This window comes from Roseateles flavus (assembly GCF_039872765.1).
In the GTDB taxonomy this organism is placed as follows: Bacteria; Pseudomonadota; Gammaproteobacteria; order Burkholderiales; family Burkholderiaceae_C; genus Roseateles_B; species Roseateles_B flavus.
This window is the reverse complement of sequence record NZ_JBDPZC010000004.1, coordinates 152,467-178,538: the sequence shown is the minus strand read 5'-3', so window position 1 is coordinate 178,538 and position 26,072 is coordinate 152,467. Positions and strand designations below refer to the sequence as shown.

General features: G+C 71.6%; 14 protein-coding genes. 11 read left to right on the top strand and 3 right to left on the bottom strand.

The annotated features are described in order from the left end of the window. Window positions 1-4: 4 nt before the first annotated feature. The 11 genes from ABDJ40_RS10640 to ABDJ40_RS10590 all read left to right on the top strand — a co-directional run bounded on the left by ABDJ40_RS10640 (window position 5) and on the right by ABDJ40_RS10590 (window position 22,114). The gene (locus ABDJ40_RS10640; protein WP_347609454.1) at window positions 5-1,510 is read left to right on the top strand and encodes an AMP-binding protein; all 1,506 of its coding nucleotides are present in this window, start codon (window positions 5-7) and stop codon (window positions 1,508-1,510) included. Window positions 1,511-1,616: 106 nt separating this feature from the next. Then, the gene (locus ABDJ40_RS10635; RefSeq protein ID WP_347609452.1) at window positions 1,617-3,860 is read left to right on the top strand and encodes an AMP-binding protein; all 2,244 of its coding nucleotides are present in this window, start codon (window positions 1,617-1,619) and stop codon (window positions 3,858-3,860) included. Between the two features lie 13 nt (window positions 3,861-3,873). Further along, window positions 3,874-9,102 (top strand): type I polyketide synthase, encoded by a 5,229-nt coding sequence (locus tag ABDJ40_RS10630; protein WP_347609450.1) that lies wholly within the window; start codon window positions 3,874-3,876, stop codon window positions 9,100-9,102. Then, window positions 9,020-9,424, top strand: a complete 405-nt coding sequence (locus tag ABDJ40_RS10625) for an acyl carrier protein (RefSeq protein WP_347609818.1) — start codon at window positions 9,020-9,022, stop codon at window positions 9,422-9,424. The genes ABDJ40_RS10630 and ABDJ40_RS10625 overlap by 83 nt, the downstream gene beginning before the upstream one ends. Continuing rightward, entirely contained in the window at window positions 9,421-14,001 is a 4,581-nt protein-coding gene (locus ABDJ40_RS10620) for a condensation domain-containing protein (protein WP_347609448.1), read from the top strand. The genes ABDJ40_RS10625 and ABDJ40_RS10620 overlap by 4 nt, the downstream gene beginning before the upstream one ends. A gap of 25 nt (window positions 14,002-14,026) precedes the next feature. Beyond that, window positions 14,027-18,337 carry a thioester reductase domain-containing protein gene (locus tag ABDJ40_RS10615; RefSeq protein ID WP_347609446.1) on the top strand — a complete coding sequence of 1,437 codons (4,311 nt, stop codon included), beginning with the start codon at window positions 14,027-14,029 and terminating at the stop codon, window positions 18,335-18,337. Window positions 18,338-18,695: 358 nt separating this feature from the next. After that, complete coding sequence (locus tag ABDJ40_RS10610; RefSeq protein ID WP_347609444.1) at window positions 18,696-19,457, top strand: helix-turn-helix transcriptional regulator; 762 nt, start codon at window positions 18,696-18,698, stop codon at window positions 19,455-19,457. 31 nt (window positions 19,458-19,488) lie between these two features. Beyond that, window positions 19,489-20,043 carry a hypothetical protein gene (locus tag ABDJ40_RS10605; RefSeq protein ID WP_347609442.1) on the top strand — a complete coding sequence of 185 codons (555 nt, stop codon included), beginning with the start codon at window positions 19,489-19,491 and terminating at the stop codon, window positions 20,041-20,043. A gap of 132 nt (window positions 20,044-20,175) precedes the next feature. Then, window positions 20,176-21,123, top strand: coding sequence for a CysB family HTH-type transcriptional regulator (locus ABDJ40_RS10600; RefSeq protein ID WP_347609440.1), 948 nt, complete (start codon window positions 20,176-20,178; stop codon window positions 21,121-21,123). A gap of 162 nt (window positions 21,124-21,285) precedes the next feature. Further along, window positions 21,286-21,504, top strand: coding sequence for a TOBE domain-containing protein (locus ABDJ40_RS10595; protein WP_269630158.1), 219 nt, complete (start codon window positions 21,286-21,288; stop codon window positions 21,502-21,504). A 10-nt stretch (window positions 21,505-21,514) separates the two neighbouring features. Next, the gene (locus ABDJ40_RS10590) at window positions 21,515-22,114 is read left to right on the top strand and encodes an RBBP9/YdeN family alpha/beta hydrolase (RefSeq protein ID WP_347609437.1); all 600 of its coding nucleotides are present in this window, start codon (window positions 21,515-21,517) and stop codon (window positions 22,112-22,114) included. Between the two features lie 23 nt (window positions 22,115-22,137). Here ABDJ40_RS10590 and ABDJ40_RS10585 read toward each other — a convergent pair whose 3' ends face one another. From ABDJ40_RS10585 to ABDJ40_RS10575, 3 genes are read right to left on the bottom strand one after another with little or no spacing between them, the layout of a single operon-like run. Continuing rightward, window positions 22,138-23,202 (bottom strand): ABC transporter ATP-binding protein, encoded by a 1,065-nt coding sequence (locus ABDJ40_RS10585; protein WP_347609435.1) that lies wholly within the window; start codon window positions 23,200-23,202, stop codon window positions 22,138-22,140. Further along, on the bottom strand, window positions 23,195-24,937 hold the full coding sequence (locus ABDJ40_RS10580) for an ABC transporter permease (protein ID WP_430765630.1): 1,743 nt from the start codon (window positions 24,935-24,937) through the stop codon (window positions 23,195-23,197). Before ABDJ40_RS10580 ends, ABDJ40_RS10585 begins: the two co-directional genes overlap by 8 nt. 26 nt (window positions 24,938-24,963) lie before the next feature. Beyond that, the gene (locus ABDJ40_RS10575) at window positions 24,964-26,058 is read right to left on the bottom strand and encodes an ABC transporter substrate-binding protein (RefSeq protein ID WP_347609433.1); all 1,095 of its coding nucleotides are present in this window, start codon (window positions 26,056-26,058) and stop codon (window positions 24,964-24,966) included. Window positions 26,059-26,072: the final 14 nt, after the last annotated feature.

Sequence of the window (26,072 nt, the reverse complement as noted above, 5' to 3'; positions counted from 1 at the left end):
GGACATGCGCATCGCCGACATCCTCGCCCGCCTGCAGGGCCGCTCCACCGCCCTGGTCCTGGTCGACGACAAGGGCCAAGAGACCCACAAGACCTTCGACGACCTGCACCGCGACACCCTGCACGTGGTCGAGCGCCTGAGGGCGCTGGGCCTGGGCCCGGGCTGCCGCGTGGGCATCGCCGCGCCCAGCAACTACGGCTGGATGGCCTGGGATCTGGCCTGCGTGGAGCTGGGCTGCGTCTCGGTGGCCCTGCCCAACGAGCGGCCGAGCCGCCCCTGGGCGGAGCTGATCGAGGCCTACCAGCTCAGCGTGATGGCCGTGGACCCGGCCTGGCTGGACGGCGACGCAACGCATGAACGGCTGCAGAGCATGGCGCTGGACGCGCCCATGCCCCAGAAGACCGCGGAGCCGCGCCCGCTGCCACACCAGCCGGGCACGCACTCCCTGGTCTTCAGCTCGGGCACCACGGGCAAGACCAAGGGCCTGATCATCAGCGCCGCCGGCACCGAGCGCCTGCTGCAGCTCTACCACGAGGCCTTTGGCGTGGAATCGCAGGACCGGTTCATGACCTTCCTGCCCTTCGCCAACTACCAGCAGCGCATGATCTACTACTTCTGCCTCTACCACGGGGTGGAATTCGTCTCGGTGCCCTTCCCCCTGCTCTTCGCGGGGCTCAAGAAGTACCAGCCGACCTTCGTCATTGCACCGCCCATCCTCTACGAAACCCTGCAGGCGCTCACCCGCGCCAGCGCCGGCGCGGCGGCGGCACAGGACCCCGAGCTGCTCACCCGCAAGCTGGCCGAGCTGACCGGCGGCCGCATGCGCTACATGATCACCGGCATGGCGCCCATCAAGCGCGCCGCGCTGGACTTCTTCTGGCAGCACGGCATCTCGCTGTACGAGGCCTTCGGCATCACCGAGGCCGGCATGGTGGCCTGGAACAAGCCCGGCCAGGTGCGGGTGGGCAGCGTGGGCAAGCCGGCTGAAGCCGGCAGCGTGAGCCTCTCGGACGAGGGCGAGGTCATCGTGCGCCGTGACGCCCTGCTCTCTTTGGGCTACTTCGAATCCTCGGAGGAAGACGCGCGCAGCACCTTCATCGAGCCCGGCGCCGTGGCCACCGGCGACATCGCCGAGTTCGATGCCGACGGCTTCCTGCACATCGTCGGCCGCAAGAAGGACGCCATCATCACCAGCAACGGCGAGAAGTTCCACCCGGAACCCATCGAGTCGATGCTGCATGCCGATCCCCGCATCGGCGTGGCCGTGGTGCTGGCCGGCGCGCGCCAGGGTCTGGCCGCCGTGATCTCCACCAAGCTGCATGAGGACGAGGCCGCCGTGCAGGCCCTGCGCGCCCATGTGCAGCAGGTCAACCAGCAGCTGCCGGCCCAGCAGCAGATCAAGCAGGTGATCTTCACCGGGCAGGACTTCAGCATCGAGAACGGCCTGCGCACCAAGAACATGAAGCTGGCGCGCAAGGCCATCGCGGCCGCCTTCCTCGACTCTGCCTGATGACACCCGGGCCGGCCGCGCTCCGGCCCGATCCCGGCCCAGACCTGCGCTCCTCGGGGCCTCCGCCGAGATGGCCCCGGCCCGTCACCTCACCCAGACACGCCCCATGGACCGCTCACTCTTTCCCCTGCCGCAGCTGCCGGCCTCCATCATCGAGACCCTGCAGGCCTGGCGCGACCAGACCCCCGACCGCGTGGCGCTCACCGTGCTGCGCGAAGGCGAGGAGGTCGAGCGCCAGGCCAGCTATGGCGAGCTGTTCGACGAAGTCAGCCGCGTGGCCGCCGCCCTGCACGGGCAACTGCCCGCGGGCGCGCGCGTGCTGCTGCTCCTGCCCACCGGCCTGGAGTTCGTCAGCGCCTTCTATGCCTGCCTGATGGCCGGACTGGTGGCCATCCCGGCCCACCACCCGCAGCAGGCCCGCAAGCTGGCGCAGTGGCAGAAGCTGCAGGCCATCGTGGACAGCAGCGGCGCGAGCTTCGTGATCGCCCCGGACAAGTCCCTGCCCCTGCTGCAGCAGATGCAGGCCGAGCAGGGCCTCTTCACCGGCTGCCGCCTCAGCGACTACGCCAGCCTGCTCGACGCCGGCGCAAGACCTGCCCCCGCCTTCCCGCTGCCCCGGGCCGAGGACCTGGCCTTCCTGCAGTACACCTCGGGCTCCACCGGCACGCCCAAGGGCGTGATGATCACGCACGGCAACATCATCAACAACCAGCAGGTGATCGCCCAGCTGATGGGCCATCACCGCGACACCCGCGTGGTGTCCTGGCTGCCGCTGTACCACGACATGGGCCTCTCGGCCGTGCTGCAGATGGGTTCGGTGGGCTCCAGCCTGGTGCTGATGTCCCCGGTGGCCTTCGTGCAGAAGCCCCTGCGCTGGCTGCAGGCCATCTCGCAGCACCGCGCCACCACCTCGGGCGGCCCCAACTTCGCCTACCAGCTCGCGGCCCAGGCCCTGCAATCCGAGGAGGCGCACGGCCTGGACCTGAGCCGCTGGGACCTGGCCTTCTGCGGCGCCGAGCCCATCCAGCGCGCCACCGTCGAGGACTTCCTCGCGGCCTCCGCGCCGCATGGCTTCGCGCCCGGCGCCTTCTTCCCCTGCTACGGCATGGCCGAGGCCACGGTGCAGGTCACCGGCGTCAGCAAGGGCGAGGGTATCCAGTACCTGGACGTCAGCAATGCCGCCCTCGCACGCGGCCGCATCGAGGCCTGCGCGCCCGGCGCGCCGGAGTCCGACCGCAAGAGTCTGGTGTCCTGCGGCGGCACGCGCCTGGGCCACGAGCTGCTGGTGGTCGACGAGCACGGCCGGCCCGTGGCCGACGAGCACCAGGTCGGCGAGGTCTGGGTGCGCGGCGGCAGCGTGGGCGCCGGCTACTTCGGGCTGCCTGATCTCAGCGAGCAAACCTTTGGCGCACGGCCCGCCGCGGCCTCGCCGGCCGAAGGCGGCTGGCTGCGCACCGGCGACCTGGGCGCCGTGGTGCGGGGCCAGCTCTACATCACCGGCCGGGTCAAGGACCTGCTGATCATCCGCGGCCGCAACATCTACCCGCAGGACGTCGAGGACTGCGTGCAGGACGCCGTGCCCGAGCTCAAGCGCGGCGCCGGCGCCGCGGTCTCGGTGCTGATCGACAAGGAAGAGAAGCTGGTCGTGGTGCAGGAGATCGGCCGCAGTCAGCGCCGCAGCCTGCAGCTGGACGAGACCCTGCGCGCCATGGTGCAGGCCATCGGCGAGGACTTCGGCCTGACCCCGCACCAGGTGGTGCTGGTGGAGCCCGCCACCATCGAGAAGACCTCCAGCGGCAAGATCGCCCGCGCGCTGTGCCGCAAGGCCTTGCTGCAGGGGCAGCTGCGCATCGTCGCCAGCTGGACCGAGGGCCTGGGCGAGGCGTCTGGCCAGGCAGCAGGCGAGACGGCTGCCGCGCCCGCTGCCGAGGTGGCCAGCACCGCGCTGAGCCTGCCGCGCCAGGTCGAGCAGATCATCGCCGGCGTGGTTGCCGAGCTGCTCAAGACCCCGCCCGGCCGTGTGCCCCTGGACCGCGCCTGGGTGGAGATGGGCTTCGACTCCGTCAACGCCCTGCAGCTGGCCCTCAAGGTGGGCCAGGCCACCGGCATCGAGTTCGAGGCCACGGTGCTGTGGGACTGCGCCAACATCGCCGAGCTGGCCCAGCACCTGGCAGGCCTGAAGGGCGCCGCCGAGGCCCTGGCCTCGCGCAGCGGCACCGCGCAGCCGGCTCCAGCCCTTGCCGCTGCGCCATCCACCCCCGCCGCCGCGCCCGAGGCGCTGGCGAACTCCCTCTACTCCCTGTCCGATGCCGAGGCCGAGGCCTTGCTGCTGAAGGAACTGGAACGCTAGTCCCCTGCCCATCATGAGCGAGTCGACCCCCGATCTCTCCCCCATCAAGAAGGCCCTGCTGAAGATCGAGTCGCTGCGACGCGAGCTCGACGAGGCGCGGCAAGGCCGGGAGGAGCCCATCGCCATCGTCGGCATGGGCTGCCGCCTGCCTGGCGGGGCCGACTCGCCCGACCAGCTCTGGACCCTGCTGGCCGAGGGCCGCGATGCCATCGTGGAAGTGCCGCCGGACCGCTGGACGGACGATCTCTACGACCCCCAGCCCGGCCGCCCCGACACCAGCTACAGCCGCCACGGCGGCTTCATCGAGGACGTGGACCGCTTCGACGCGGCCTTCTTCGGCCTCTCCGGCCGCGAGGCCCGGCGCCTGGACCCGCAGCAACGCCTGCTGCTGGAGTGCAGCTGGCGCGCGCTGGAGGACGCGGGCTTCTGCCGCGAGAGCCTCAAGTCCCAGCTGACCGGCGTCTTCGTGGGTCTCTCGCTGGACGACTACGCCCGGCTGAGCGACCAGGTCCCGCCCGCCGAGCAGAGCTTCGCCCAGACCTCGCTGGGCACGGCGCGGCCCTTTTCTGCCGGCCGCATCGCCTACCTCTTCGGCTTCCACGGCCCGACGCTGCAGCTGGACACGGCCTGCTCCTCGTCCCTCGTCACCGCCCATCTGGCCTGCCAGGCCCTGCGCAACCGCGAGTGCGACCTCGCGCTGAGCGGCGGCGCCAACCTGATGCTCTCGCCCGAGATGAGCATCGCGCTGAGCGAGCTGCAGGCCCTGTCGCCCGATGGCCGCTGCAAGACCTTCGACGCCGCCGCCAACGGCTATGTGCGCGGTGAAGGCGCGGGCATGGTCGCGTTGATGCGGCTCTCGGACGCACAGGCCCAGGGCCGGCCCATCCGCGCGCTGATCCTCGGCTCGGCCATCAACCACGACGGCCGCAGCAACGGCATGACCGCGCCCAACGGTCGCGCCCAGCGCGACGTGATCCGCGCGGCCCTGCAGCGCGCCGGTCTGCGGCCCGAGCAGGTGGACTATGTCGAGGCGCACGGCACCGGCACGCAGCTGGGCGACCCCATCGAGCTGCGCGCGCTGGAGGAGGTCTACTGCCGCGACGTCGCCCGCCGCCAGCCCCTGCATGTGGGCAGCATCAAGACCAACATCGGCCACCTGGAAGGCGCCGCCTCGGTGGCCGCACTGATCAAGGTGGCCTGCTCGCTGGAGCAGGGCCAGCTGCCCCGCCACTTGCACTTCCAGAACCCCAGCACCCATGTGGACTGGGCCCGCAACGGCATCCGCGTGGCCGACCGCCACATGCCCTGGCCGGCGCAGGACCCGCAGCGCCGCATCGCCGCCATCAGCGCCTTCGGCATGAGCGGCACCAATGCCCACCTGATCATCGAGGCCGCCCCCGCTGCCGAGCCTCCAGCCTCCGCGCTGCAGGACGAGCGCCCGCAGCTGCTGGCCTTCTCCGCACACAGCCCCGAGCTGCTGGCCCGCAGCCTGCAGGACACCGCCGCCCTGCTGCGCCGGCCTGAGGCTCCCGCCGTGCCCGACCTGGCCTGGAGCCTGCGCCATCGCCGGGACCGCCACGCCTGGCGCGCCTGCGTCGTGGGCCAGGACCGCGAGGCACTGGCCGCTGCCCTCGACGCCGAGGCCCGGCGCTGGGCACCCTCGCCGCCGGCCGCCGCCACGGGCCGTTCGCGCCTGGCCCTGCTCTTCACAGGCCAGGGCGCCCAGACGCCCGGCATGGCCCGCGCGCTGTACCAGAACTTCGCCCTCTTCCGCCAGACCGTCGATGCCTGCGACGAGCGCTTCGAGGGCCGCGCCGAGCACGGCCTGCTCGATGTGCTGTGGGGCGACCAGCCCGCCCTCATCCACGAAACCCGCTACACCCAGCCCGCCCTTTTCGCCCTCGAGCTGGGCCTGGCCCGGCTGTGGATGAGCTGGGGCGTCGAGCCCGAATTCCTGATGGGCCACAGCGTGGGCGAGTACGCCGCGGCCTGCGTGGCCGGCGTCTTCACGCTGGAGGAGGGCATGGACCTCATCAGCGCCCGAGGCGCCCTGATGCAGGACCTGTGCCCGCCCGGCCGCATGTGTGCAGTGCTGGCCTCGGCGCAAGACCTGACCCCCTTCCTCGCCCCCTGGCAGGGCCGCGTCGAGCTGGCCGGTGACAATGGCCCGGGCAGCGTGGTCGTGGCCGGGGACGGCGAGGCCGTGGACGCCCTCCAGGCCCAGCTCCAGGAGGCCGGCCTGCAGTGCCGCCCCCTGCAGGTCAGCCGTGCCTTCCACTCCCCGCTGATGGAGCCCATGCTGGCGGCCTTTGCGCAGGAGGCACGCAAGATCAGCTTCCAGCCGCCGCGCATCCCGCTGGTGTCCAACGTCACCGGGCGCCTGGAGCAGGCCGCCTTCTGCGACCCGGACTACTGGGTCCGGCATGTGCGCCAGGCCGTGCTCTTCCGCCCCGGCATGCAGACTCTGCTGGAGGCCGGCGCCACCGACTTCCTGGAGATCGGCCCCGGCCAGACCCTCAGCAAGCTGGCGCGCGCCTGCGCCGCGCCCAAGGCGGTGCGCCTGCACCACAGCCTGGACGGGCAGTCCGACCTGGCCTCGCTGTGGACCGCGCTGGGCGCCGTCTTCGCCGCCGGCCAGGAGCCGCAGTGGAACGCCGTCGACCGCTCTCTGGACCAGCACGGCGCGCCCCGCGCGGTGCCCCTGCCGCCCTATCCGCTGGCGGACACCCGCTACTGGCTGGGCGAGCGCAAGCCCGCGCGCGCCGGCCTGCTGCAGGGCTCGGCCTTCCAGGGCAGAGCCCGCGACGCGACCCTGCTGGGCCCCGCCCTGCACCTGCCGGGCAGCGGCCGCGAGCGGCGGCATGAGCAGCGCCTGTCTCTGGCCAGCCATGCCTTCCTGGCCGGACATGCCGTCCATGGCCAGCCCCTGTTCCCGGCCGCGGGCTATCTGGCCCTGATGCTGGATGCCCTGCGTCCCGACGGGACCGAGGCGCCTGTGCAGCTGCGCGACATCGCCTTCGAGCAGGCCCTGCCCCTGTCCGCCGAGCAGGCCCTGCGCCTGGTCACGGTCGTCGATGGCGGCGACCGCATCGAGATCCACACCGCGCCGGACACCGGCCCGCAGCCGCCCACCTGGACCCTGCATGCCAGCGGCCAGGCCGTGACGAGCCCTGCTGATGCGCCCTCCGGCGTGCTCCAGGCCTGGCGCGAGCGCTGCACCGAGGCCCTGTCCCCCGAGCAGCTCTACGCAGCGCTGGACGAAGCCGGCCTGCACTACAGCGGCGCCTTCCGCGCGCTCGCCGGCCTGTGGTGCGCGCCCGGCGGCGAGGCCTGGGAAGCGCTGGGACGGGTCGAGCGCGTGGGCGCCGCCAGCGGCGCCAGCCGCTTCGCCGATCCTGCCCTGCTGGACGCCTGCCTGCAGGTCGTCGCCGCGGCCTGCCTGAAGCAGGACATGGAGGGTCAGGTCTTGCTGCCCGTGGGCCTCGAGGCCCTGGACTGCCATGTCCAGAGCGGCCGCGCCCAGCGCCTGTGGTGCGCCGCGCGCGTGCAGGCCACGGGGCAGCAGCGCCGGGCGGATCTCTGGATCCATGACGAGGACGGCCGCTGCCTGCTGGCCCTGCGCGGACTGCAGCTGCATGCCGTGGCCGCCTCGCAGCTGCGCCCGGCCGGCGCGGCACCGGTCCAGGCCCACACTGTGCAATGGCAGGCCCTGACGCCGGCTCCGCGCCGAGGCGCAGCGCCGCGGGTCGCCCTGCTGGCATCGCCCGCCGGGTCCTGCATGGCCGAGGACCTGCGCAGCCTGTGGCGCGATCACCAGCTCTCCCTGGACCTGCTGCCCGCCGCACCGCCCGCGGGTGAGGATCACGCACCCTGGCAGCAGGCCCTGCGCGACTGGGCCGCCCAGGCCGCGCCCGGCCAGCCCCTGGTCCTGCTGCAGGACTGGCAGACGAAGGGCGCCGAGGACGCCAGCGGCCCGCAACGCCAGCAGGCCGTCAGCGAGGCCTACGCCGCGCTGGCCGGCCTCTGGCAGGCCCTGCAAGGCCAGGACCTGGGCGAGCACCCGCTGAGCCTGGCGCTGCTGACCCATGGCGCGCAGTCCGATGACGGCAGCCCCGTGCAGCCCGAGCAGACCGCCGCCTGGGGCCTGGGCCGCAGCCTCATGCATGAGGCTGCCGAGCTGCCGGTGCTGCTGCTGGACCTGCCGACCCGGCCCACGCCGCAGGCCCTGCAGCGGCTGCATGCCCTGCTATGCGACAGCGACTTCGGCGAGGAGCGCCAGTTCCTGCTGCGCGAGGAGGGCCTGCGGGTGCCTCGCCTGCTGCCAGCCGCCCTGCCCGCCCCGCAAGCCCTGGCCCTGGAGCCAGGGACCTACCTGCTGACCGGCGCCCGCGGCGCCCTGGGCCTGCAGCTGCTCGAGCGCCTGCTGCAGGGCCCGGGCCGGCGCGTGGTCGCCCTGGGCCGCCAGCTGCCCGAGCCGGCCGTGATGGAACACTGGCAGCAGCAGGCCCGCGCAGCCGGCAGCGAGCTGCGCTGGCAAGCCCTGGACGTGGCGGACGGCCCGGCCGTGCAGGCTCTGGTCGACGGCCTGGCCGGCGACGGCGGGCCGGCGCTCAAGGGCGTCTTCCACTGCGCCGGCGTGCTGCAGGACGGGCTGCTGGCCGCACAGGACCAGGCCGCCGTGCGGCAGGTTCTGGCCCCCAAGCTGGCCGGCGCCTTCCACCTGCACCGAGCTACGCAAGACCTGACCCTCCAGCACTTCGTGCTCTTCTCCTCGGTGGTGTCCTGCATCGGCTCGCCCGGGCAGTGCGCCTACGCCACCGCCAACGCCTGGCTGGACGGCCTGGCCCAGCTGCGCCGCAGCCAGGGCCAGGCCGCCTTGAGCCTCAACTGGGGCCTGTGGGGCGGCGAGGGCATGGCCGGTCAGCTGGACGATGCCCAGAAACAGCGCGCCGCCGCCTTCGGCCTGCTGGAGATGCCGCCCGCGGCCGCCCTGCAGGCGCTGGACGCCGTGCTGGCAGACACCGCGGCCGGGCCCGGCGCGCACCAGCGCCTGCTGTGGTCCGTGGACCCGGCCCTGCTGGCCCAGCGCACCCGCGCCCCGGGGGCTGAGGCGCCTGCTGGCCGATGTCGCAGGCGGCAGCGCCGCCGCAGCGCCGGGCCTGCCCGCCGGCCAGCTGAAGGCCGCGCTGCAAGGCCTGAGCGGCGAGGCCCTGCAGCAGGCCCTCACCCAGGCCCTCGTTGACGCGCTGGCCGCCACCCTGCAGTCGGACGCCCGCCAGCTGAGCCCCCAGCGCCCGCTGATCGAGATGGGCATGGACTCGCTGATGGCCGCCGAGTTCCGCAGCGGCATCCGCCGCGAGCTCGGCGTGGACATCCCCTTCGGCCGCCTGCTGGAAGGCGCCAGCCTGCAGGACGTGGTGGAGACCATCGCCCGCAAGCTCGAGCAGGCCGCCAGCCTCCCGACGACACCGTCTGACGCGCCCGCCACCCCGGCCGCGCAGACCCTGGACCAGGTCTCCACCGAGGCCTTCTTCGACATGGAAATGGAAAGCGGTCAGCTATGAGCTCGCTCGACTACATCAATGCCCTGGCCGCCCGCGGCGTGCAGCTCTGGACCCAGGACGGCAAGCTGCAGTACAAGGCGCCCAAGGAGCTGATCACGCCCCAGCTGCTGGCCGAGCTCAAGGCCCACAAGGAGGGCCTGATCGCACTGCTGGAGCAGTTCGGCACGAGCGCGGGCAGCTATGCGCTGTCCTACTCGCAGAAGTCCCTCTGGTCCCTGCACCAGCTGCAGCCGTCCAGCCCGGCCTACAACGTCACCTATGCCTGCCAGCTGCTCGACGATCTGAACCTCCCCCTGCTGGCGCGCTGCGTGGACTACCTCATCGCCCGCCATCCCATCCTGCGCACCCGCTATGAAATCGCCGAGGGCCAGCCCCGCCAGCAGGTGAGCCTGGACGCCGCGGCGCGCCTGGACATCAGCCGCGTGCAGGGCCACACGCTGGCGCAGGTGCTTCACTGGGTGGACGAGGAGGCCAACAAGCCCTTCGACCTGAAGGTCTCGCCCATCCGGCTGAAGCTGCTCGTCAACGAGGGCGAGCGGGCCGACGCGGCGCCGCGCCACGCCCTGCTGCTCAATGTGCACCACGTGGCGGCGGACTTCTGGTCCCTGGAGATCATGGTGCGCGAGCTTTCCGCGCTCTACGCCCTGGGCAGCGCCGGGCAGCCCCTGCGCCTGCCGGCCCTGCAGCACCAGTACAAGGACTTCGTGCAGCACGAGGCCCAGCGCCTGGCTGGCCCCGAAGGCGCGGTGCTGGCCGCCTTCTGGGCGCAGGAGCTGCAGGGCGAGCTGCCGACGCTGGCCCTGGAAGGCGACCGCCCGCGCCCGCCCCTCAAGACCGAGGCCGGCCGCGTCTACAGCCGCACGCTGGACCCAGAGATCTCCGGCGCGCTGCGCCAGGCCGCCCGCGAACGGCGGGTGACGCCCTATATGTGGCTGCTGGCCGTCTACCAGCTGCTGCTGCACAAGCACACGGGCCAGGACGAGCTGATGATCGGCGCGCCGACCTCCGGCCGCAGCATGCCCGGCAGCGAGCAGGTGCTGGGCCATTTCGTCAACACCATCCCCCTGCGCTGCCGGCTGCAGGGGCTCGCGCGCTTCGACCAGCTGCTGGAGCAGACGCGCCAGATGATGCTGCGCGTGCTGGACCACCAGGACTATCCCTTCCCGCTGCTGGTCGAGCGCCTGCGCCCCGCGCGCGACGCCAGCCGCTCGCCGGTGTTCCAGGTCATGTACAACTGGAACCAGCTGCGCAAGGGCACGGAGGCCGTCCAGGAGACGCTGTTCGGCCCCGTGCTCGCCGCCTCCAGCACCGGCACCCGCGGCGCCACGCATGACCTGACCCTCAACATCCAGGACGATGGCCAGGACTACGTGGCCGCCTGGACCTACAACTGCGACCTCTTCGATGAGGCCAGCATCGCCGGCTTCGGCGCGCAGTTCGAGCAGCTGCTCGCGCAGTCCCTGCGGCAGCCGGACGGGCAGCTGGATCAGGCCCGGCTGCCCGCCGCGCCGGCCAGTGAGGCCCAGCCCCTGGTGCCCGCCGTGCTGGGCAAGACCTGGCACCAGGCCTTGCTGGACCGGGCCCAGGCCCAGCCTCAGCTGCCCGCCCTGCAGGAGGGCGAGGCCGATTGCACGCTGGCCCGCCTGGCCCGCCAGGCCCGCACCTGGCTGGCAACGCTGCAGGCCCAGGGCCTGCGCGAAGGCAGCCGCGTCGGCCTCGCGCTCAGCCATCCCGTGCAGGGCGCCCTGCTGTGGCCGGCCCTGCTGGCCGAGGGCGCGCAGGTCTGCTGGCTGGCAGCGGGCGAGACCGCCCCGGGGCTGGACCTGGTGGTGCGCGTGCCGGCCGGGTCCTCCCAGCTGCTGACGGACCTGGACTGCCAGCCTGGCGACGGCGCCACCGAGCGCGCGCCCGCCGAGGATCCGCTGCTGGGCCTGGCCGCCGGCGAAGCCCTGCGGCTGAGTGCCAATGACCGCCTGCTGCTGCCCTGGTCCCAGGCGCCGCGGCTGCTGGCCCTGGCCAGCGCGACCCTGGCCCTGGCCTGGTCGCGCGGCTGCACCGTGCAGCTGGCGAAGCTGTCCGGTGACCAGACGGCGCAGGCCCTGGCGGACGAGCTGGCCGAACGCGTCGCCACCTTCGCGCCCACGGCCCTGCTGCTGCCGACCCTGCTGACGCCCGCGCTGGCCCAGGCCCTGCGCGCCCTGCCGGCTGACCATCCCCTGCCCCGCCTGCTGGCCCACGGCGAGCAGGCCGAGCCCGTGCGACGCTGGCCGGGGGCCTCGCCCCGCTTCCTGCGCCTCGCGCCGGAGGCCGCCGCGTCTCGCCCCTGGGTCTTCGAGCCCGTGGCCCAGGGCTGGCGCTGGCTGCCCCTGGCGGGCTGCGGTGCGCCGCTGCTGCGCTCGGCCTCGGGCGAAGCGCCCGCCCAGCGCCAATGGGCCCTGGCCGATGCCGGCGGCGGCACGGCCCTGCGCCTGCGCGCCGTGGGCATGGACCTGCAGAGCCCGGACGCCAGCGGACGCCTGCTGATGCGCGCGGGCCGCCCGCTGGCGGCCGGCCCCGTCGAGCGCTGCCTCATGGGCCAGGCCGGCGTGGCCCTGGCCCTGCTGGCCGAGGTCCCCACGGCCCAAGGCCCGGCGCTCACCGCCTATGTGCTGCGCCAGTCCGGCCCTGCGGTGCTGGACGACGCCACGCTGACCCAAGCGCTGCAGGACCGCCTGCGCGCCGAGCTGCCCGAGCTGCAGTGGCCCCAGGCCCTGGTGCTGCTGGAGCAGTTGCCCCTGGACGCTGCCCTGCGCCCCGACCTCACCCGCCTGCCCGCACCCGATCTGCAGGCCGGCGGCCGCGCGGCCGAGGGCGCCGTCGAGGCCCAGCTGGCAGCGCTGTGGTGCGAGGTCCTGGGCCTGGAAAGCGTCACCGTGGACGACGACTTCTTCCAGCTGGGCGGCGACTCCATCCTGGCCGCCGTCATCGTCTCCAAGGCCGGCCAGCAGGGCCTCTACCTGCGGCCCAAGGACCTCTTCGAGCACCCCAGCATCGCCCGCCTCGCCCGCGTCGTGAGCAGCACGCCGGGCATCGAGGTGGAGCAGGGCCCGGTCAGCGGCGAGTTCCCCCTGGGCCCGGCCGCCCACTGGATGTTCGACAAGGTCGACCAGGACCTGGCCCACTTCAACCAGGCTCTGCTGCTGGAGCTGCACGAGGTGCCCGACCCCGCGCTGATGCAGCAGGCCCTGCAGCAGCTGGCCCGGCATCACGACGGCCTGCGCTCTCGCTTCGAGCGGCGTGAGGGCGGCTGGGTGCAGTGCATTGCCGCTGCGCCGGAGGACACGCCGGACTTCGCGGTGGTGGACTGCCGCGCACCCAATGGCCAGACCTCGCTGCCGCTGTGGCGCGAGGCCATTGCCCAGGCCCAGACCGGCCTGGACCTTGGCCAGGGCCCGCTGTGGCGCCTGCGCTGGCTGCAGGGCGGCAGCCTGCAGCAGAGCCGCCTGCTGGTGGTCATGCACCACCTGCTGGTCGACGGCGTCTCCTGGAACATCCTGCTGCAGGACCTGGGCCAGCTCTATGCCCAGCTCAAGTCCGGCAGCAGCTCGCCGCTGCCGCTGAAGACCAGCTCGGTGCGCGACTGGGTGCAGGCCTGGCAGGGCCGGCTGGCCGCCACGCAGGACACGGCCCTGGCCGCCGAACGCGCGCATTGGCAGCAGTTCGCCACCCAGCTGCAGGCCCGCATGGCCGAGGGCCAGGAGCGGCCCGCGCTGATGCGTCACGCCCTCAAGCCCCGCGCCCCTCGCCATGCCGAGGAGGCCCATGGCTGCTGCCAGGTACGGCTCAGCGCCGCGCAGACCGCCGCCTTCCGCGGCCCGGCCCACCAGGCCTATGGCACCGATGCCAACGACCTCCTGGTGGCTGCCCTGCTGGCCGGCTTCCAGCACTGGGGCGGCTGCCAGTCCCTGCTGCTGGATCTTGAGGGCCATGGCCGCGAGGCCCTGGCCGAGCAGCTGGACCTCAGCCGCAGCGTGGGCTGGTTCACCTCCATCTACCCCGTGCTGGTGGAAGGGGCGGACATCAGCGACCCCGGCCGCCTGATCAAGACCGTCAAGCAGCGCCTGCGCGAGGTGCCGGCCAAGGGTGACGGCTTCGGCGCCCTGCGCTACCTCGCGCCCGCCGGCGACCCCCTGCGCCAGGCGCTGGAGGCCATGCCGCCCTCGCCCGTGCTCTTCACCTACCTGGGCGTGGTGGAGCAGATGGTGGGCAGCAGCGCTCTCTTCACCGGCCGGGCCGAACCGGCCGCGGGCATCCGCAGCCCGCGCCAGGCACGCACCCACCTGCTGGATGTCTGTGCCTACATCAGCCAGGGCCAGCTGGTGCTGGAGTGCGCCTTCACCGGCGCCAGCGCCGTCGAGGAAACCATGGGCTGCCTGATGACTGACATGGCACAGGCCCTGGGCACCCTGCTCGACCACTGCGGGAGTGCCGAGGCCGGCGGCCTCACGCCCTCCGACGTGCCCGCCATCGACATCAGCCAGGACGGGCTGGACGCGCTGCTCCAGGAACTGGACGGCCTGCTCTCCACGCCGGCCTGAGCCCTGGCACCGCAAGCACCGCATCATGAATCCCAACGTCGACACCATCCACTACCTCAGCCCCCTGCAGCACGGCATGCTGCACCACTCGCGGCTGGACCCGCGCTCGGGCGTCTACGTCGAGCAGTTCTCCTGCCTGCTGCGCGGCACGCTGGACTGGGACCGCTTCTGCCAGGCCTGGCAGGCGGTGGCCCAGCGCCATGATGTGCTGAAGACGCTGTTCATGCGCCTGCAGGAGGCCCAGCCGCTGCAGGTGGTGCTGAAGTCGGTGCAGCTGCCCATCACGCAGCTGGACTGGTCCGAACTGGATCCGCTGCAGCAGCAGGTGCGCTTCGAGGACCTGCTGCACAGCGACCGCGTGCAGGGCTTCGACGCCGGCCGCCCGCCGCTGATGCGCCTGCACCTGGTGCGCCTGGGCGCGCAGCAGACCCGCTTCCTCTGGACCTACCACCACGCCATCCTGGACGGCTGGTCCATGCCCATCGTGCTCTCGGAAGTCTTCGAACACTACGCGGGCCGCGGGGCCGGCCAGCAGCGCCCGGCCCGGGACTACCGCCACTACCTCGCCTGGCTGCGCCAGCAGGACGTGCCCGCCGCGATGGACTTCTGGAAGGCCCAGCTTGCGGGCTACCGCCAGGCGCTGCGCTGGGCGCCCTCGGTGCAGCCGGCCGATGCCGACGCGCAAGGCCCGCGCCGCCTGGGCCACTGGCAGGGCACGATGCCGGCCGCCTGGGTCCAGGAGGCCCAGCAGCTGTGCCGCGGCAGCCGCCTCACCCTCAACACCCTGTGCCAGGCCGCCTGGGCTCTGCTGCTGGCCCTGCACGGCGGGCAGGACGACCTCTGCTACGGCATGGTGGTGTCGGGCCGCAACCCGGCGCTGGCCGGTGTCGAGCGCATGGTGGGCCTCTTCATCAACACCCTGCCCATGCGGGTGCGGCTCGAGCCCCAGGCTGCCGTGCAGGACTGGCTGCAGGGCCTGCAGCAGCAGTCGCAAGAGGTGGAGGCGCGGGCCTACAGTGCGCTGTCCGACGTGCTGGCCTGCAGCGAGCTGCCGCGCCAGCAGGCCCTGTTCGACGCCATCTACGTCTTCGAGAACTACCCTGGCCAGGCCGCCTTCCGCGACATGGTGGCGGCCCAGGGCCTGGCGGTGGACGATGTGCGCGCCGTCGAGGAGACCAGCTACGGCCTGGCCCTGATCGTGCTGCCGGGCGAGTCCCTGCAGTTCACGCTCAGCCATGACCAGGCGCTCTTCAGCCGCGAGGCCATCGCCAGCCTGGGGCAGCAGTTCCAGGCCCTGCTGGGCCGCCTGGTGGCCCAGCCGCAGGCAGCGCTGGGCAGCATCGGCCTGTTGCCGGCGCCCTCGCCTGCCGCTCTGCCCGCCACCGTACCGGACACGGCCACGCTGCTGGCCCGGCTGGAGGCGCGCACCCGGCAGCAGCCGCAAGACCTGGCCCTGCTGGCCCAGGGCCTGCGCTGCACCCATGCGGAACTGCTGGAGGCCTGCCATCAAGGCCTGGCCGCCTGGCAGGCCCAGGGCCTGCAGCCGGGCGACCGCGTCCTGCTGTGGCCCGACGAGCAGGCCCCCGTGCAGAGCCTGGCCATGCTGCTGTCCGGCCTGGGCGCCGGCCTGGACTGCCTGTGGCCGGCCGAAGAGACACCGGCCTGGCCGCCCCAGCTGACGCAAGACCTGACCCCACGTCTGGCCGTCTGCGCGGGAGCGCCCCTGCCCGCCGCCGCGTGGACCGCCTGCCCGCTGCGCCCCTGGACAGCCCTGCTGGCCGAGGGCCAGGCCCGTCCCGCTCCGGCGCCGTCGGCGGCCGCTGCAGCCGGCGCCTGCAGCCTGCTGGACGCGCCCGCCGGGCCCGCATCGCCGGGCCTGCGCCTGCTCCGCTACAGTCAGGCACAGCTCGTCCAGGCCCTGGCCCCTGATGCCGCCGGCGCCCCGGCACTGGCCGCCACGCGCTGGCTCACCGGGAGCGCCCTGTGGTCCGCGCTGGTCACCCTGCTGCAGGGCGGCACGCTGCACACGCTGGCCGCGCCAGAGCTTGACGCCCTCCTGCAGGGCCAGTCCACCGGGCCGCAGCCCTTCGATACCCTGCTGCTGAGCCCGCGCGAAGCCCGCCGGCTCGACCTGCTGCCCGAGCTGCCCGCCCTGCCGGCCCCCCTGGCGCTCGCCCGCTGGACCGTAGACGCCGCCGCCCTGAGCCCGGTCGGCCAGCAACGCCTGCAGCGCCTCGCCCCCGGGGCACAGGTGCAGCGGCACTGGCATCTGCCCGCCCATTCCCTGCCCCATGCCCGCGCGCTGGGGGCCGCCGCCCACCTCGCCCTGGAGGCAGCACCGGGCACCGTTCTGCAGCTGCGGGACCTGCATCAGCAGGCGGCCGGGCCCTTCGCCCGGGGCCTGCTTCAGGTGGCCGGCACCAGCGTGCCCAGCCTGCTGCGCACGCAAGGCCAGGGCCCCGGCGCCAGCGCCTGGCTGGCCGGCCAGCAGCCCCGGCTGCTGAGCGGCCTGCCCGCCTGGCAGGGGCCGCAAGGCCTGGCCCTGGAGACGCAGGCCCTGCTGGCCTCGCCCACGCGCGACCCCCTGCCCGGCAGCGCGGCGCTCGAACAGGCCTTGGCAGGCACGGCGGGTGTGCGCGAGCTGGCCTTGCTCGAAGGCGTGGACGACGCCGGGCGCTGGGCCTGCTGGCTGTTCGTCGTGCCCGAAGAGGGCCTGGCGGTGCCGGAGGCTCCGCTGCTGGCGGCTGCGGCCGCCCTGGGGCTGGGCCAGCCCCTGCTGCGCCCGCTGCCGGCCCTGCCACGGCGGGAGGGCGCGATCGATCGCGCCGCCCTGCTGCAGCTCACGCAGGCGCCCGCCGAGGCGCAGGACCACGTCGCCCCGCGGGACGCGCTGGAACAGCAGCTGCACGATCTGTGGGCCGCCCTGCTCAAGAGGCCGCAGATCAGCGTGCATGCCAACTATTTCGATCTCGGCGGCCAGTCCCTGCTGGCCTCGGTCCTGCTGTTCCAGATCGAGGAAAAGCTGGGCGCACGTTTGGGGATGGAGCAGCTGATGGCCGGGCCCACCATCGCCGAGATGGCCGAGCGCCTGCGCAGCGGCGAGACGGCGCCGGAGCCGGCGCCCCTGGACCTGCCCGGCGAAGCCGTGCTGGAGGCCGCCATCCGCCCCGCCGCCCCCGCCCGCGGCGGCGAGGCCCGCGAGATCCTGCTGACCGGTGCCACCGGCTTCCTGGGCGCCCACCTGCTGGCCGAGCTGCTGGCCAGCACCGAGGCGCGCGTGCACTGCCTGGTGCGAGCGCGAGACGCCCAGAGCGGCCACCAGCGGCTGGTCGAGGCCCTGCAGGCCCATGGTCTGTGGGACGAGCGCCACGCCGCGCGCATCGTGGCCCTGCCCGGCGACCTCGGCGCGCCGCAGCTGGGCCTGACGCCCGCGCTGCACGCGCAGATGGCCGAACAGCTCGACGCCATCTATCACAACGGCGCGCTGGTGAATTTCGTCTACCCCTACGCCATGCTCAAGCCGGCCAATGTGGACGCCACGGCTGACATCCTGCGCCTGGCCTGCGAGCACCACGCGAAGCCCGTGCACTACATCTCCACGGTGGGCGTTCTCAACCGCCGGGCCGAGGTGATCGGCGAAGACCTGGACGTCCCCTTCCACGAGCTGCTGCAAGGCGGCTACGAGCAGAGCAAGTGGGTGGCCGAGCAGCTGGTGGCCGAGGCCGGGCGCCGCGGCCTGCCGGTGTGCATCTACCGGCCCTCACGCATCGTGGGGCATTCCGTCACCGGCCGCATGAACACAGACGACCTCTTCAGCCGCCTCATCAAGGGCATCGCCGTCTTCGGCAAGGCGCCGCAGGACGTGGGTTTCGACAACATCCTGCCCGTGGACCTGGCCGCGCGGCTGATCGTGGAGGCCTCCCGGCATCCTGCCGCGCCGGGCCATGCCGTGCATGTGCTGAACCCGGACTGGAACTCACTGGACGAGGTGGTGGACCTGATCGAGGCCCGCGGCTTTGCGCTGGAGCGCCTGCCTTACGAGGACTGGCTGGCCCGACTCAGCGCGCATGTGCGCGAGGACAGCAGCCATCCTCTGGCCATGCTGATTCCCGTCCTGCACAAGCTCAATCCGGTGGCCGACCCGAGCGTGGGGGCCCGGCTGCCCATTGCGCTGGACCACCTGAAGGCCTGGGCGCCCCGGGCCCTCGCAGAAGGCCTGCGTCCGGCCGCCGAATGGCTGGACCGCTACTTCGAGCACTTCCAGCGCAGTGGCTTCCTTCCCCCCGCCGGCGGTGTGGCGCCGGCTATTCAATCGATTACTCAACAAGGAGGGTGAAATTTACCCAAATCGCGGGGCAAATTAGCATTGAGGCCCGTTTACAAACAGTGTCAGTCCTTACAGGTCTGAGCGTGTGTTCATGGGATATTTTCTCGCCGGAACGTCGCTTATCCTATTCAACACTGAGGCTGCCATTGTTGCCTTCAATGGTCAGCACAATTCGAAGCGATGGGCGCAGGTTTCTATCGCCAAAGAGAAAACCGCATAGTTTTCTCTATATTTCGCCGAGACCCACTCCGCCATCCACGGAGCCCGGGTCATCGTGTTGACACAGGAAAGCCTTCTGATCACAGCCGTGACGCAGCCCCGCCGCTGCCGGGCTGAGATAGGGAGTTATTTGTTCTAAGAGATTGGTATGTCTAATATTCACGCCACGACCGGAGAACTGGAAACCCTCTCGAAAATCATCAATGAAATCCGCCCTTCGGCAGATTTCATTGATCAGCTGGACCAATTCACCCAGCGTCTCAACGAGGTGATTCCATTCAAGCGCTGTCTGCTGCTCCACGAGCGCGAGGGCAAGTCTCTTTCCAGGGGTTTTGCCTATTACAACGGAGGACGGGACGAAGGGTTTGTCGGGCAATCCAAGCTGAGCAGTGCCATCGGTATCGAGGCCTACAGCGCGCGCTTTGCCAAATTCAACCAGATCGACCACGCCTTCCAGTGGGCCAGCCGGGACCACCTGGACCTGGGCGTGCCCGAGGGCTCCAATGAGCTGCTGGGCCGCATGCAGGGCCGCTCGGGCCTGGCCGCCAGCGTGCGCTCGGCCATCTCGGGCACGGACGACGTCCACACCTTCTGGCAGTTCGAATGCGACGAGGTCGGCGTGCAGCACCCGCTGCTGCTGAGCTTCGTGGCCTTCTACCTGCACTCCACCTTCACCCTGCACGCGGTGGACCACCAGGTGAAGGACGACTTCTTCGGCATCAACCTGACCAACAAGGAGCGCGACGTCCTGCGCTGGGTGGTGGAGGGCAAAACCTCCTGGGAAATCGGCCGCATCCTCTACACCTCGGAGCGGACGGTGAAATTCCACCTGAAAAACGTTTACGCGAAACTCAATGTCTCGAATCGGGCGCAGGCCGTGGCCGTGGTCAATCGGCTGAGGCTCATTTGATTCAAGGGCGCATGCGCTACGCTGCGCCCCCATGAGCAAGTCTTACGTCGATGCCAATTACCGCTTCATCGCGGCCTACCAGGAAGTCAATGCCCGCGTGACGCAGCGCCAGCAGGTGCTGGCGCTGTACGTCAGCCTCGTCGTGAGTCTGCTGGCCGCCCTGGTCGCGCTGCGGCCCGCGCCGGGGCAGACCGCGGCCCCCGTCGAGTGGCTGATCCTGGGCTTCCCTGTGGCCTCCCTGTGCCTGGCCTTCCTCAACGCCAAGGCCGAGCGCGCCATCACGAATCTGCGCCAGTTCCTGGCCCGGATGGAGCAGCTGGACGAGGCCCACCTGCGCCTGCCCAGCTACAACACCGACCCCCACTGGTCCGCCGGGGCCAACCGCGCGCGCCGCTTCCACGACTACACCGCCGCGGTGCTCGCCACCTTCGGCAATGGCGCGGGCCTGGGCGCCGCGCTGGACATCTACGGCCAACGCCTGCAGGGCCAGGCCTGGTCCGTCGCCTTGGCGGTGGGCCTGGCCGCCCTCTCCCTGCTGGTGCTGGTGCTGACACCGCGGTGGAGCTACCGGCCAGCCACGGCCTGAGCAAGCCGGTCCGCGACTGGCTGCGGGCCGCATCGCATTGCAGCGGTGCCTTCACATGCTTTGCACTTTTTCTTGGAGGACAGCGCCCGCGCCCCTCACAAGAATGAAAAGCGCATAACGAGAAGGCATTCCATGAATTTCCAGCAACTCCGATCCGTCCGCGAGGCCCAGCGCCGCGGCTTCAATCTCACCGAGGTGGCCGCCGCGCTGCACACCTCCCAGCCGGGCGTCAGCCGCCAGATCCGGGAGCTGGAGGACGAGCTGGGCATCGAGATCTTCATGCGCGCCGGCAAGCGCCTCACGGGCCTCACCGACCCGGGCCGCAATGTGCTGCCCATCGTCGAGCGCCTGCTGCAGGAGGCCGAGAACCTGCGCCGCGCCGGGGACGACTTCGCCCGCGCCGGCCGCGGCGTGCTGCGCATTGCCGCCACGCACAGCCAGGCACGCTACGCCCTGCCCCCGGTGGTGCGTGACTTCCGCCTCAGCCATCCCGAGGTGGAGCTGACCCTGCAGCAGGGCTCGCCGCAGCAGGTCGCCCGGCTGCTGCTGGACGGCGAGGCCGACATCGGCATCGCCACCGAGGCCCTGGCCCAGTACGAGGAGCTGGTCGCCCTGCCCTGCTACCGCTGGACCCATACCGTGGTCACGCCGCTCAACCATCCGCTGGCCGAGGCCCGGCGCCGCGGCGAGACGCTCACGCTGCAGCGCCTGGCCGACTACCCCATCGTGACCTACGAGACCGGCTACACCGGCCGCTCCCACATCGACCAGGCCTTCAAGGCCGCGGGCCTGGCCCCGCACGTGGTGCTGGCCGCCATGGACGCCGACGTGATCAAGACCTACGTGGAGCTGGGCCTGGGCGTGGGTATCGTCGCGGCCATCGCCTACGACGACGAGCGCGACCGCCACCTGGCCGCCCACGACGCCCGCCATCTCTTCGCCGACAACATGACCCGCCTGGCCCTGCGGCGCGACGCCTACCTGCGCGACTACGCCTACGCCTTCATCGAGACCTTCGCGCCGCCCTGGACCCGCGAGGCCGTGCAAGGCGTCCGTGAGGGTCAGGTCTTGCCCACCTGAGCGGCCGCAGCCTTCGGCGCGCCGCGCATGAGCTGCTGCGCTTTGCTTCCTTCCGCCCTTGCGCGGCGCTGCCTAAGCTGGAGCCCATGTCCTGCCGTGATTCCCGGGCCCATCGCCCCGCGGCAGCCGCTCACCGCCCATCATCGCCACACAGGAGCTTCCATGAGCATCACCGCCATCAATGTGCGCAACCAGTTCCGCGGCACCGTCAAGGAGATCATCGAGGGGCCGGTCGTGTCCGAGGTGGATGTGCTGACGCCCGGCGGACTGATCGTCACCTCCGTCATCACCACGCGCTCGATCAAGGACCTCGACCTGGCCGTGGGCCGGGAAGTGGTGGCCCTGGTCAAGTCGACCGAGGTCTCGATCGCCACGCTCTGAGGAGACCGCCATGGCCTACCGCGCCCCCCGCCTGCTCATCATTCCCGGCCTGCACGACAGCGGCCCCGCCCACTGGCAGACCTGGCTGCAGCAGCAGTACCGGGACTCGCGCCGCGTCGTGCAGCGCGACTTCAGCCAGCCCGACCTGCCGCGCTGGGCCGAGCGCATCCAGCGCACGCTGGAGAGCGCCTCGCGCGAGCAGGCCGGCGGCGAGTGGATCGCCGTGGCCCACAGCTTCGGCTGCCTGGCCCTGGCCCGCCACCTGGCCGACCATGCCGACACGCCCATCCGCCAGGTGCTCTTCGTGGCCCCGGCCGAGCCGGACAAGTTCGGCCTGGCCGAGGCCTTGCCCCACCACCGCCTGGCCGTGCCCAGCAGCCTCGTCGCCAGCCAGAACGACCCCTGGATGAGCGCCGCCAGCGCGCTGCGCTGGGCCAGCCGCTGGGGCGCCAGCTACAGCAACCTGGGCGCGGTGGGACACATCAACACCGAGTCCGGCTTCGGCCCCTTCCCGCTTGCCCGGCGCTGGGTGGAGGCGGCACGGGCCCGTGCCGCCCGCGAGCAGCGGCCGGCGCATGCGGCGATCCAGGAGTGGCGCTTCGCCGTCTGAGCGCCCGGACGAAGCACGCCAGCCTAGGCCGCGTAGGCCCAGCAGGCCTCGGCGGGCAGGTCCACCCAGTAGTCGCGGCCGGCCTCGCGAGGCTGCTGGCCGAAAGCGCGCAGGCGCAGGCCGCTGCTCTCGAGCAGGTACTCCCAGCGGTCGCCCAGGTACATGGACGTGATTAGGCGGGCCTGCATGCGGTTGGGCCCCGGCTCGTCGGCCACGCCCACGCGCTCCAGGCGGATGACCACCTGCGCCTTGTCGCCCACCCGCAGCGGGCTGCGGCTGCGGGCCAGCAGCGAGCCGGCCGGCCCCTGCAGGCGGACCTCGTCGGCACCGACCTGGTCCACGGTGGCCTCGAAGCGGTTGTTGCTGCCCATGAACTCGGCCGTGTAGAGGGTCTGCGGCGCGCCGTAGAGCTCCTGCGGCGTGCCCTCCTGCTCGATGCGGCCATTGCGCAGCAGCAGGATGCGGTCGCTCATGGCCATGGCCTCGGTCTGGTCGTGGGTCACGCACAGGGCGGAAAGGTTGAGCCGCACGATCAGCGCGCGCAGCCAGGCCCGGGCCTCCTCGCGCAGCTTGGCATCGAGGTTGGACAGCGGCTCGTCCAGCAGGATCACCGGCGGGTTGTAGACCAGGGCCCGCGCGATGGCCACGCGCTGCTGCTGGCCTCCGGAGAGCTGGAAGGGATAGCGCTCGCCCAGGTGGCCCAGGCCGAGGTTGTCCAGTGCGGCCTGCACGCGCGCCTTCACCTCGGCCGCCGGCACCTTGCGCAGCACCAGTCCGTAGCCCACGTTCTGCGCCACGGTGCGGTGCGGCCACAGGGCATAGGACTGGAAGACCAGGCCCAGCGAGCGGCGCTCGGCCGGCTGGTCGATGCCGCGGGCGGCGTCGTAGAGCGCCTCGCCGTCCAGCAGGATGTTGCCCTGGGAGGGGTGCTCCAGGCCCGCCACGGCGCGCAGCAGCGTGGTCTTGCCGCTGCCCGAGGCGCCCAGCAGCGAGACCACCTCGCCGGCCTTGAGCTTGAAGGAGACGCCCTGCAGCACCGGCACGGTGCCGTAGCCCAGGTGGATGTCATTGACGACGAGCTTAGTCATGGAGCTTCACCCCGAAACGCAGTGCCACGGCCAGACCCAGGCTGACCATGACGATGTTGATGACAGACAGTGCGGCGACCAGGTCCGTGGCGCCCGAGGCCCACATGGACACCAGCAGCGCGCCGATGACCTCGGTGCCCGGCGAGAGCAGGTAGACGCCGGTCGAGTACTCGCGCTCGAAGATCAGGAAGACCAGCAGCCAGCTGGACAGCAGGCCGAAGCGCACCAGGGGCAGGGTCACGTGCCGGCTCACCTGCGAAGCCGTGGCACCCACGGTGCGGGCCGCTTCCTCGAGATCGGGACCGACCTGCAGCAGCGCGCTCTGCACCACGCGCTGCCCGTAGGCCAGCCAGATCACGGTGTAGGCGATCCAGATGGCGAACATGGAGTTGCGCCATTCCTTGAGGCCCGGCACGAAGAGGAAGACCCACAGAAAGGCCAGGCCCGCCAGCAGGCCCGGCACGGCGCGCGGCACCAGCACCAGGTAGTCCATCAGCTTGGTGGCCAGGTCATTGCGGCGGTGGCCGGCAAAGGAGATGGCCGTGTAGCAGGCCACCGCCAGCGCGCCGCCGATCACGCCCATGCCCAGGGTGTTGAGGATGGCGCGCACCAGGTTGTCCTGCTCGAAGACATCCACGTAATGCTGCAGCGTGAAGGCCTCGGCCAGCGAGATGCCCTCGCCCCACTGCGACACCAGTGAGCGCAGCACCACGCCCGACACCGGCACGAGGACCGTGAGGAACAGCCACAGCCCGACGATGCCGATCGCCAGCCAGCGCCAGCCGCCCAGGCGCAGCGGCACCTGGCGGCCGCCCTTGCCCTTGATGGACACGTACTTGCTGGCGCTGCGCAGCAGGCGGCGCTGCAGCAGCACCAGGGGGAAGGTGACGAGCACGATCAGCACCGCGACCACAGCCATCAGGTGGTAGGACGGCGAGCCCAGCTTGCTGGCCAGCTTGTACATATAGGTCGTCAGCACCAGGTAGCCGTTGGGATCGCCCAGCACCAGGGGCAGGCCGAAGACCTCGAAGCCCAGGAAAAAGACCAGCACCCCCGCGAAGAGGATGGAGGGCATGACCATGGGCAGGCTCACGTCGCGAGCCACCCGCAGCGGCGAGGCGCCGGCCACGCGGGCGGCCTCCTCCACGTCGCTGCCCAGGTTGCGCAGCGCGGCCGAGGCGTAGAGGTAGACGTGCGGCACATGGGTGAGCCCCGCGATGACCGCGATGCCGCCGATGGAGTACACGTCCCACCACTCCGGCCCGAAGGCCTGGCGCCACCACAGCGTGTAGATGCCGCTGGGGCCGGCGGCCACCACATAGCCCAGGGCCAGCACCACGGCCGAGACGAAGATGGGCGTCAGCAGCAGCGGCTCGATCCAGCGCCGGCCCGGCAGGTCCGTGCGCACCATCAGGAAGGCCAGCAGCGCGCCCAGGGGCACCGCGATGCCCACCATGCCGCCGGCGATCAGCAGCGAGTTGCGCAGCGCGTACCAGAAGTCCGGGTCGTCGAAGACGAAGCGGTAGGCGTCCAGCGAGACCTCATGACGGGGCATGAAGAAGGGCGCGGACAGCAGGCTCTGGTACGCGATCATGGCCAGCGGCAGCAGCACCACCAGCACGGTGATGCCGATCACCAGGGCGCGCAGGATCGCCGGCCCGCCCGGGAATCCCGGGAGTCCTGCGAGTCCTGGCCATCGGGCCCGCTGGCGCGGCAAGGGTTGTGTCATGGGCATCACGGTCACTCCCGGGGGTCAGGTCTTCACTTGCGGGCGACGTAGGAGCGCCAGGTCTTGATGAACTCCAGGCGCTTGCCCTGCTCCAGATAGGTCAGCAGGCTCTGGTCGATGCCGATGGGGCGCAGGCTCAGACCCATCTCCTTCTGCAGCGTCTGGGCGGTCATCTCGCCTTCCACGTCCGAGCGGATCGAGTACAGCTCCGAGGCCGTGGACAGCGTGGTCTGGCCGCGCCGCGAGAGCAGGTAGTCCATCCACAGCCTGGCCGCGTTCGGGTTCTTCGCGCCCTTGGCGATGAAGGCCACGCGGCTCATCACCAGGGTGTGGTCCTTCAGCAGCACGTAGCCGATGTTGCTGTCCTTCTTGGCCCGGGCGTGGGCGTAGGAGGTGATCATGTTGTAGCCCAGCAGCTGCTCGCCCGAGGAGATGCGCTCCATCATCGTGCTGCTCGAGGACTGCAGCTTCACGCCTGCGCCGGCCATGGCCTTGACCACATCCCAGGTCAGGGCCGCGTTCACATGCACGTCCGCCGTCAGGTAGAGGAAGCCCACGCCGGCCTTCTCGATGTCGTAGGTCGTGACCTTGCCCTGGAAGCGCGGGTCGGCCAGCAGCTTGACGAGATCGGCATGGGTCTTGGGCAGGTCGGCCGCGGGCAGCAGGCGCTTGTTGTAGACCAGGCCCAGGGGCTCGAAGGTCGTGCCGTAGGCCGTCTTCTGGTAGACGGCCCAGGCCGGCAGCGCGCGGCTCTCGATGGACTCATACGGCTGCGCATAGCCGTCGGCCACCAGCTTGACGGCCTGGTCCATGGCGGAGTTCCAGACCACGTCGGCGCTGGTGGTGCCGGCCGCCGTCTCGCTGATGAAGCGGTTGAACAGCTCCACGCTGTTCATGTCCATGTACTCGACCTTGACACCGGGGTAGAGGCTCTCGAACTCCTTGACCAGGGGCTTGCCGGCAGCGGCGTCGGTGGGCGTGTAGATCGTGACCTTGCCCTCCTTCTTTGCCGCGTCGATGACGGCCTGGTAGCTCGCCGGGTAGCCGGCAGGCACCTGGGCCAGTGCAGCGCAGGACAGGGCCGTGGCGGCCAGGGCCAGGCAGGTGCGTCGGATGATGCTGTTCATGAATGACTCCTCGC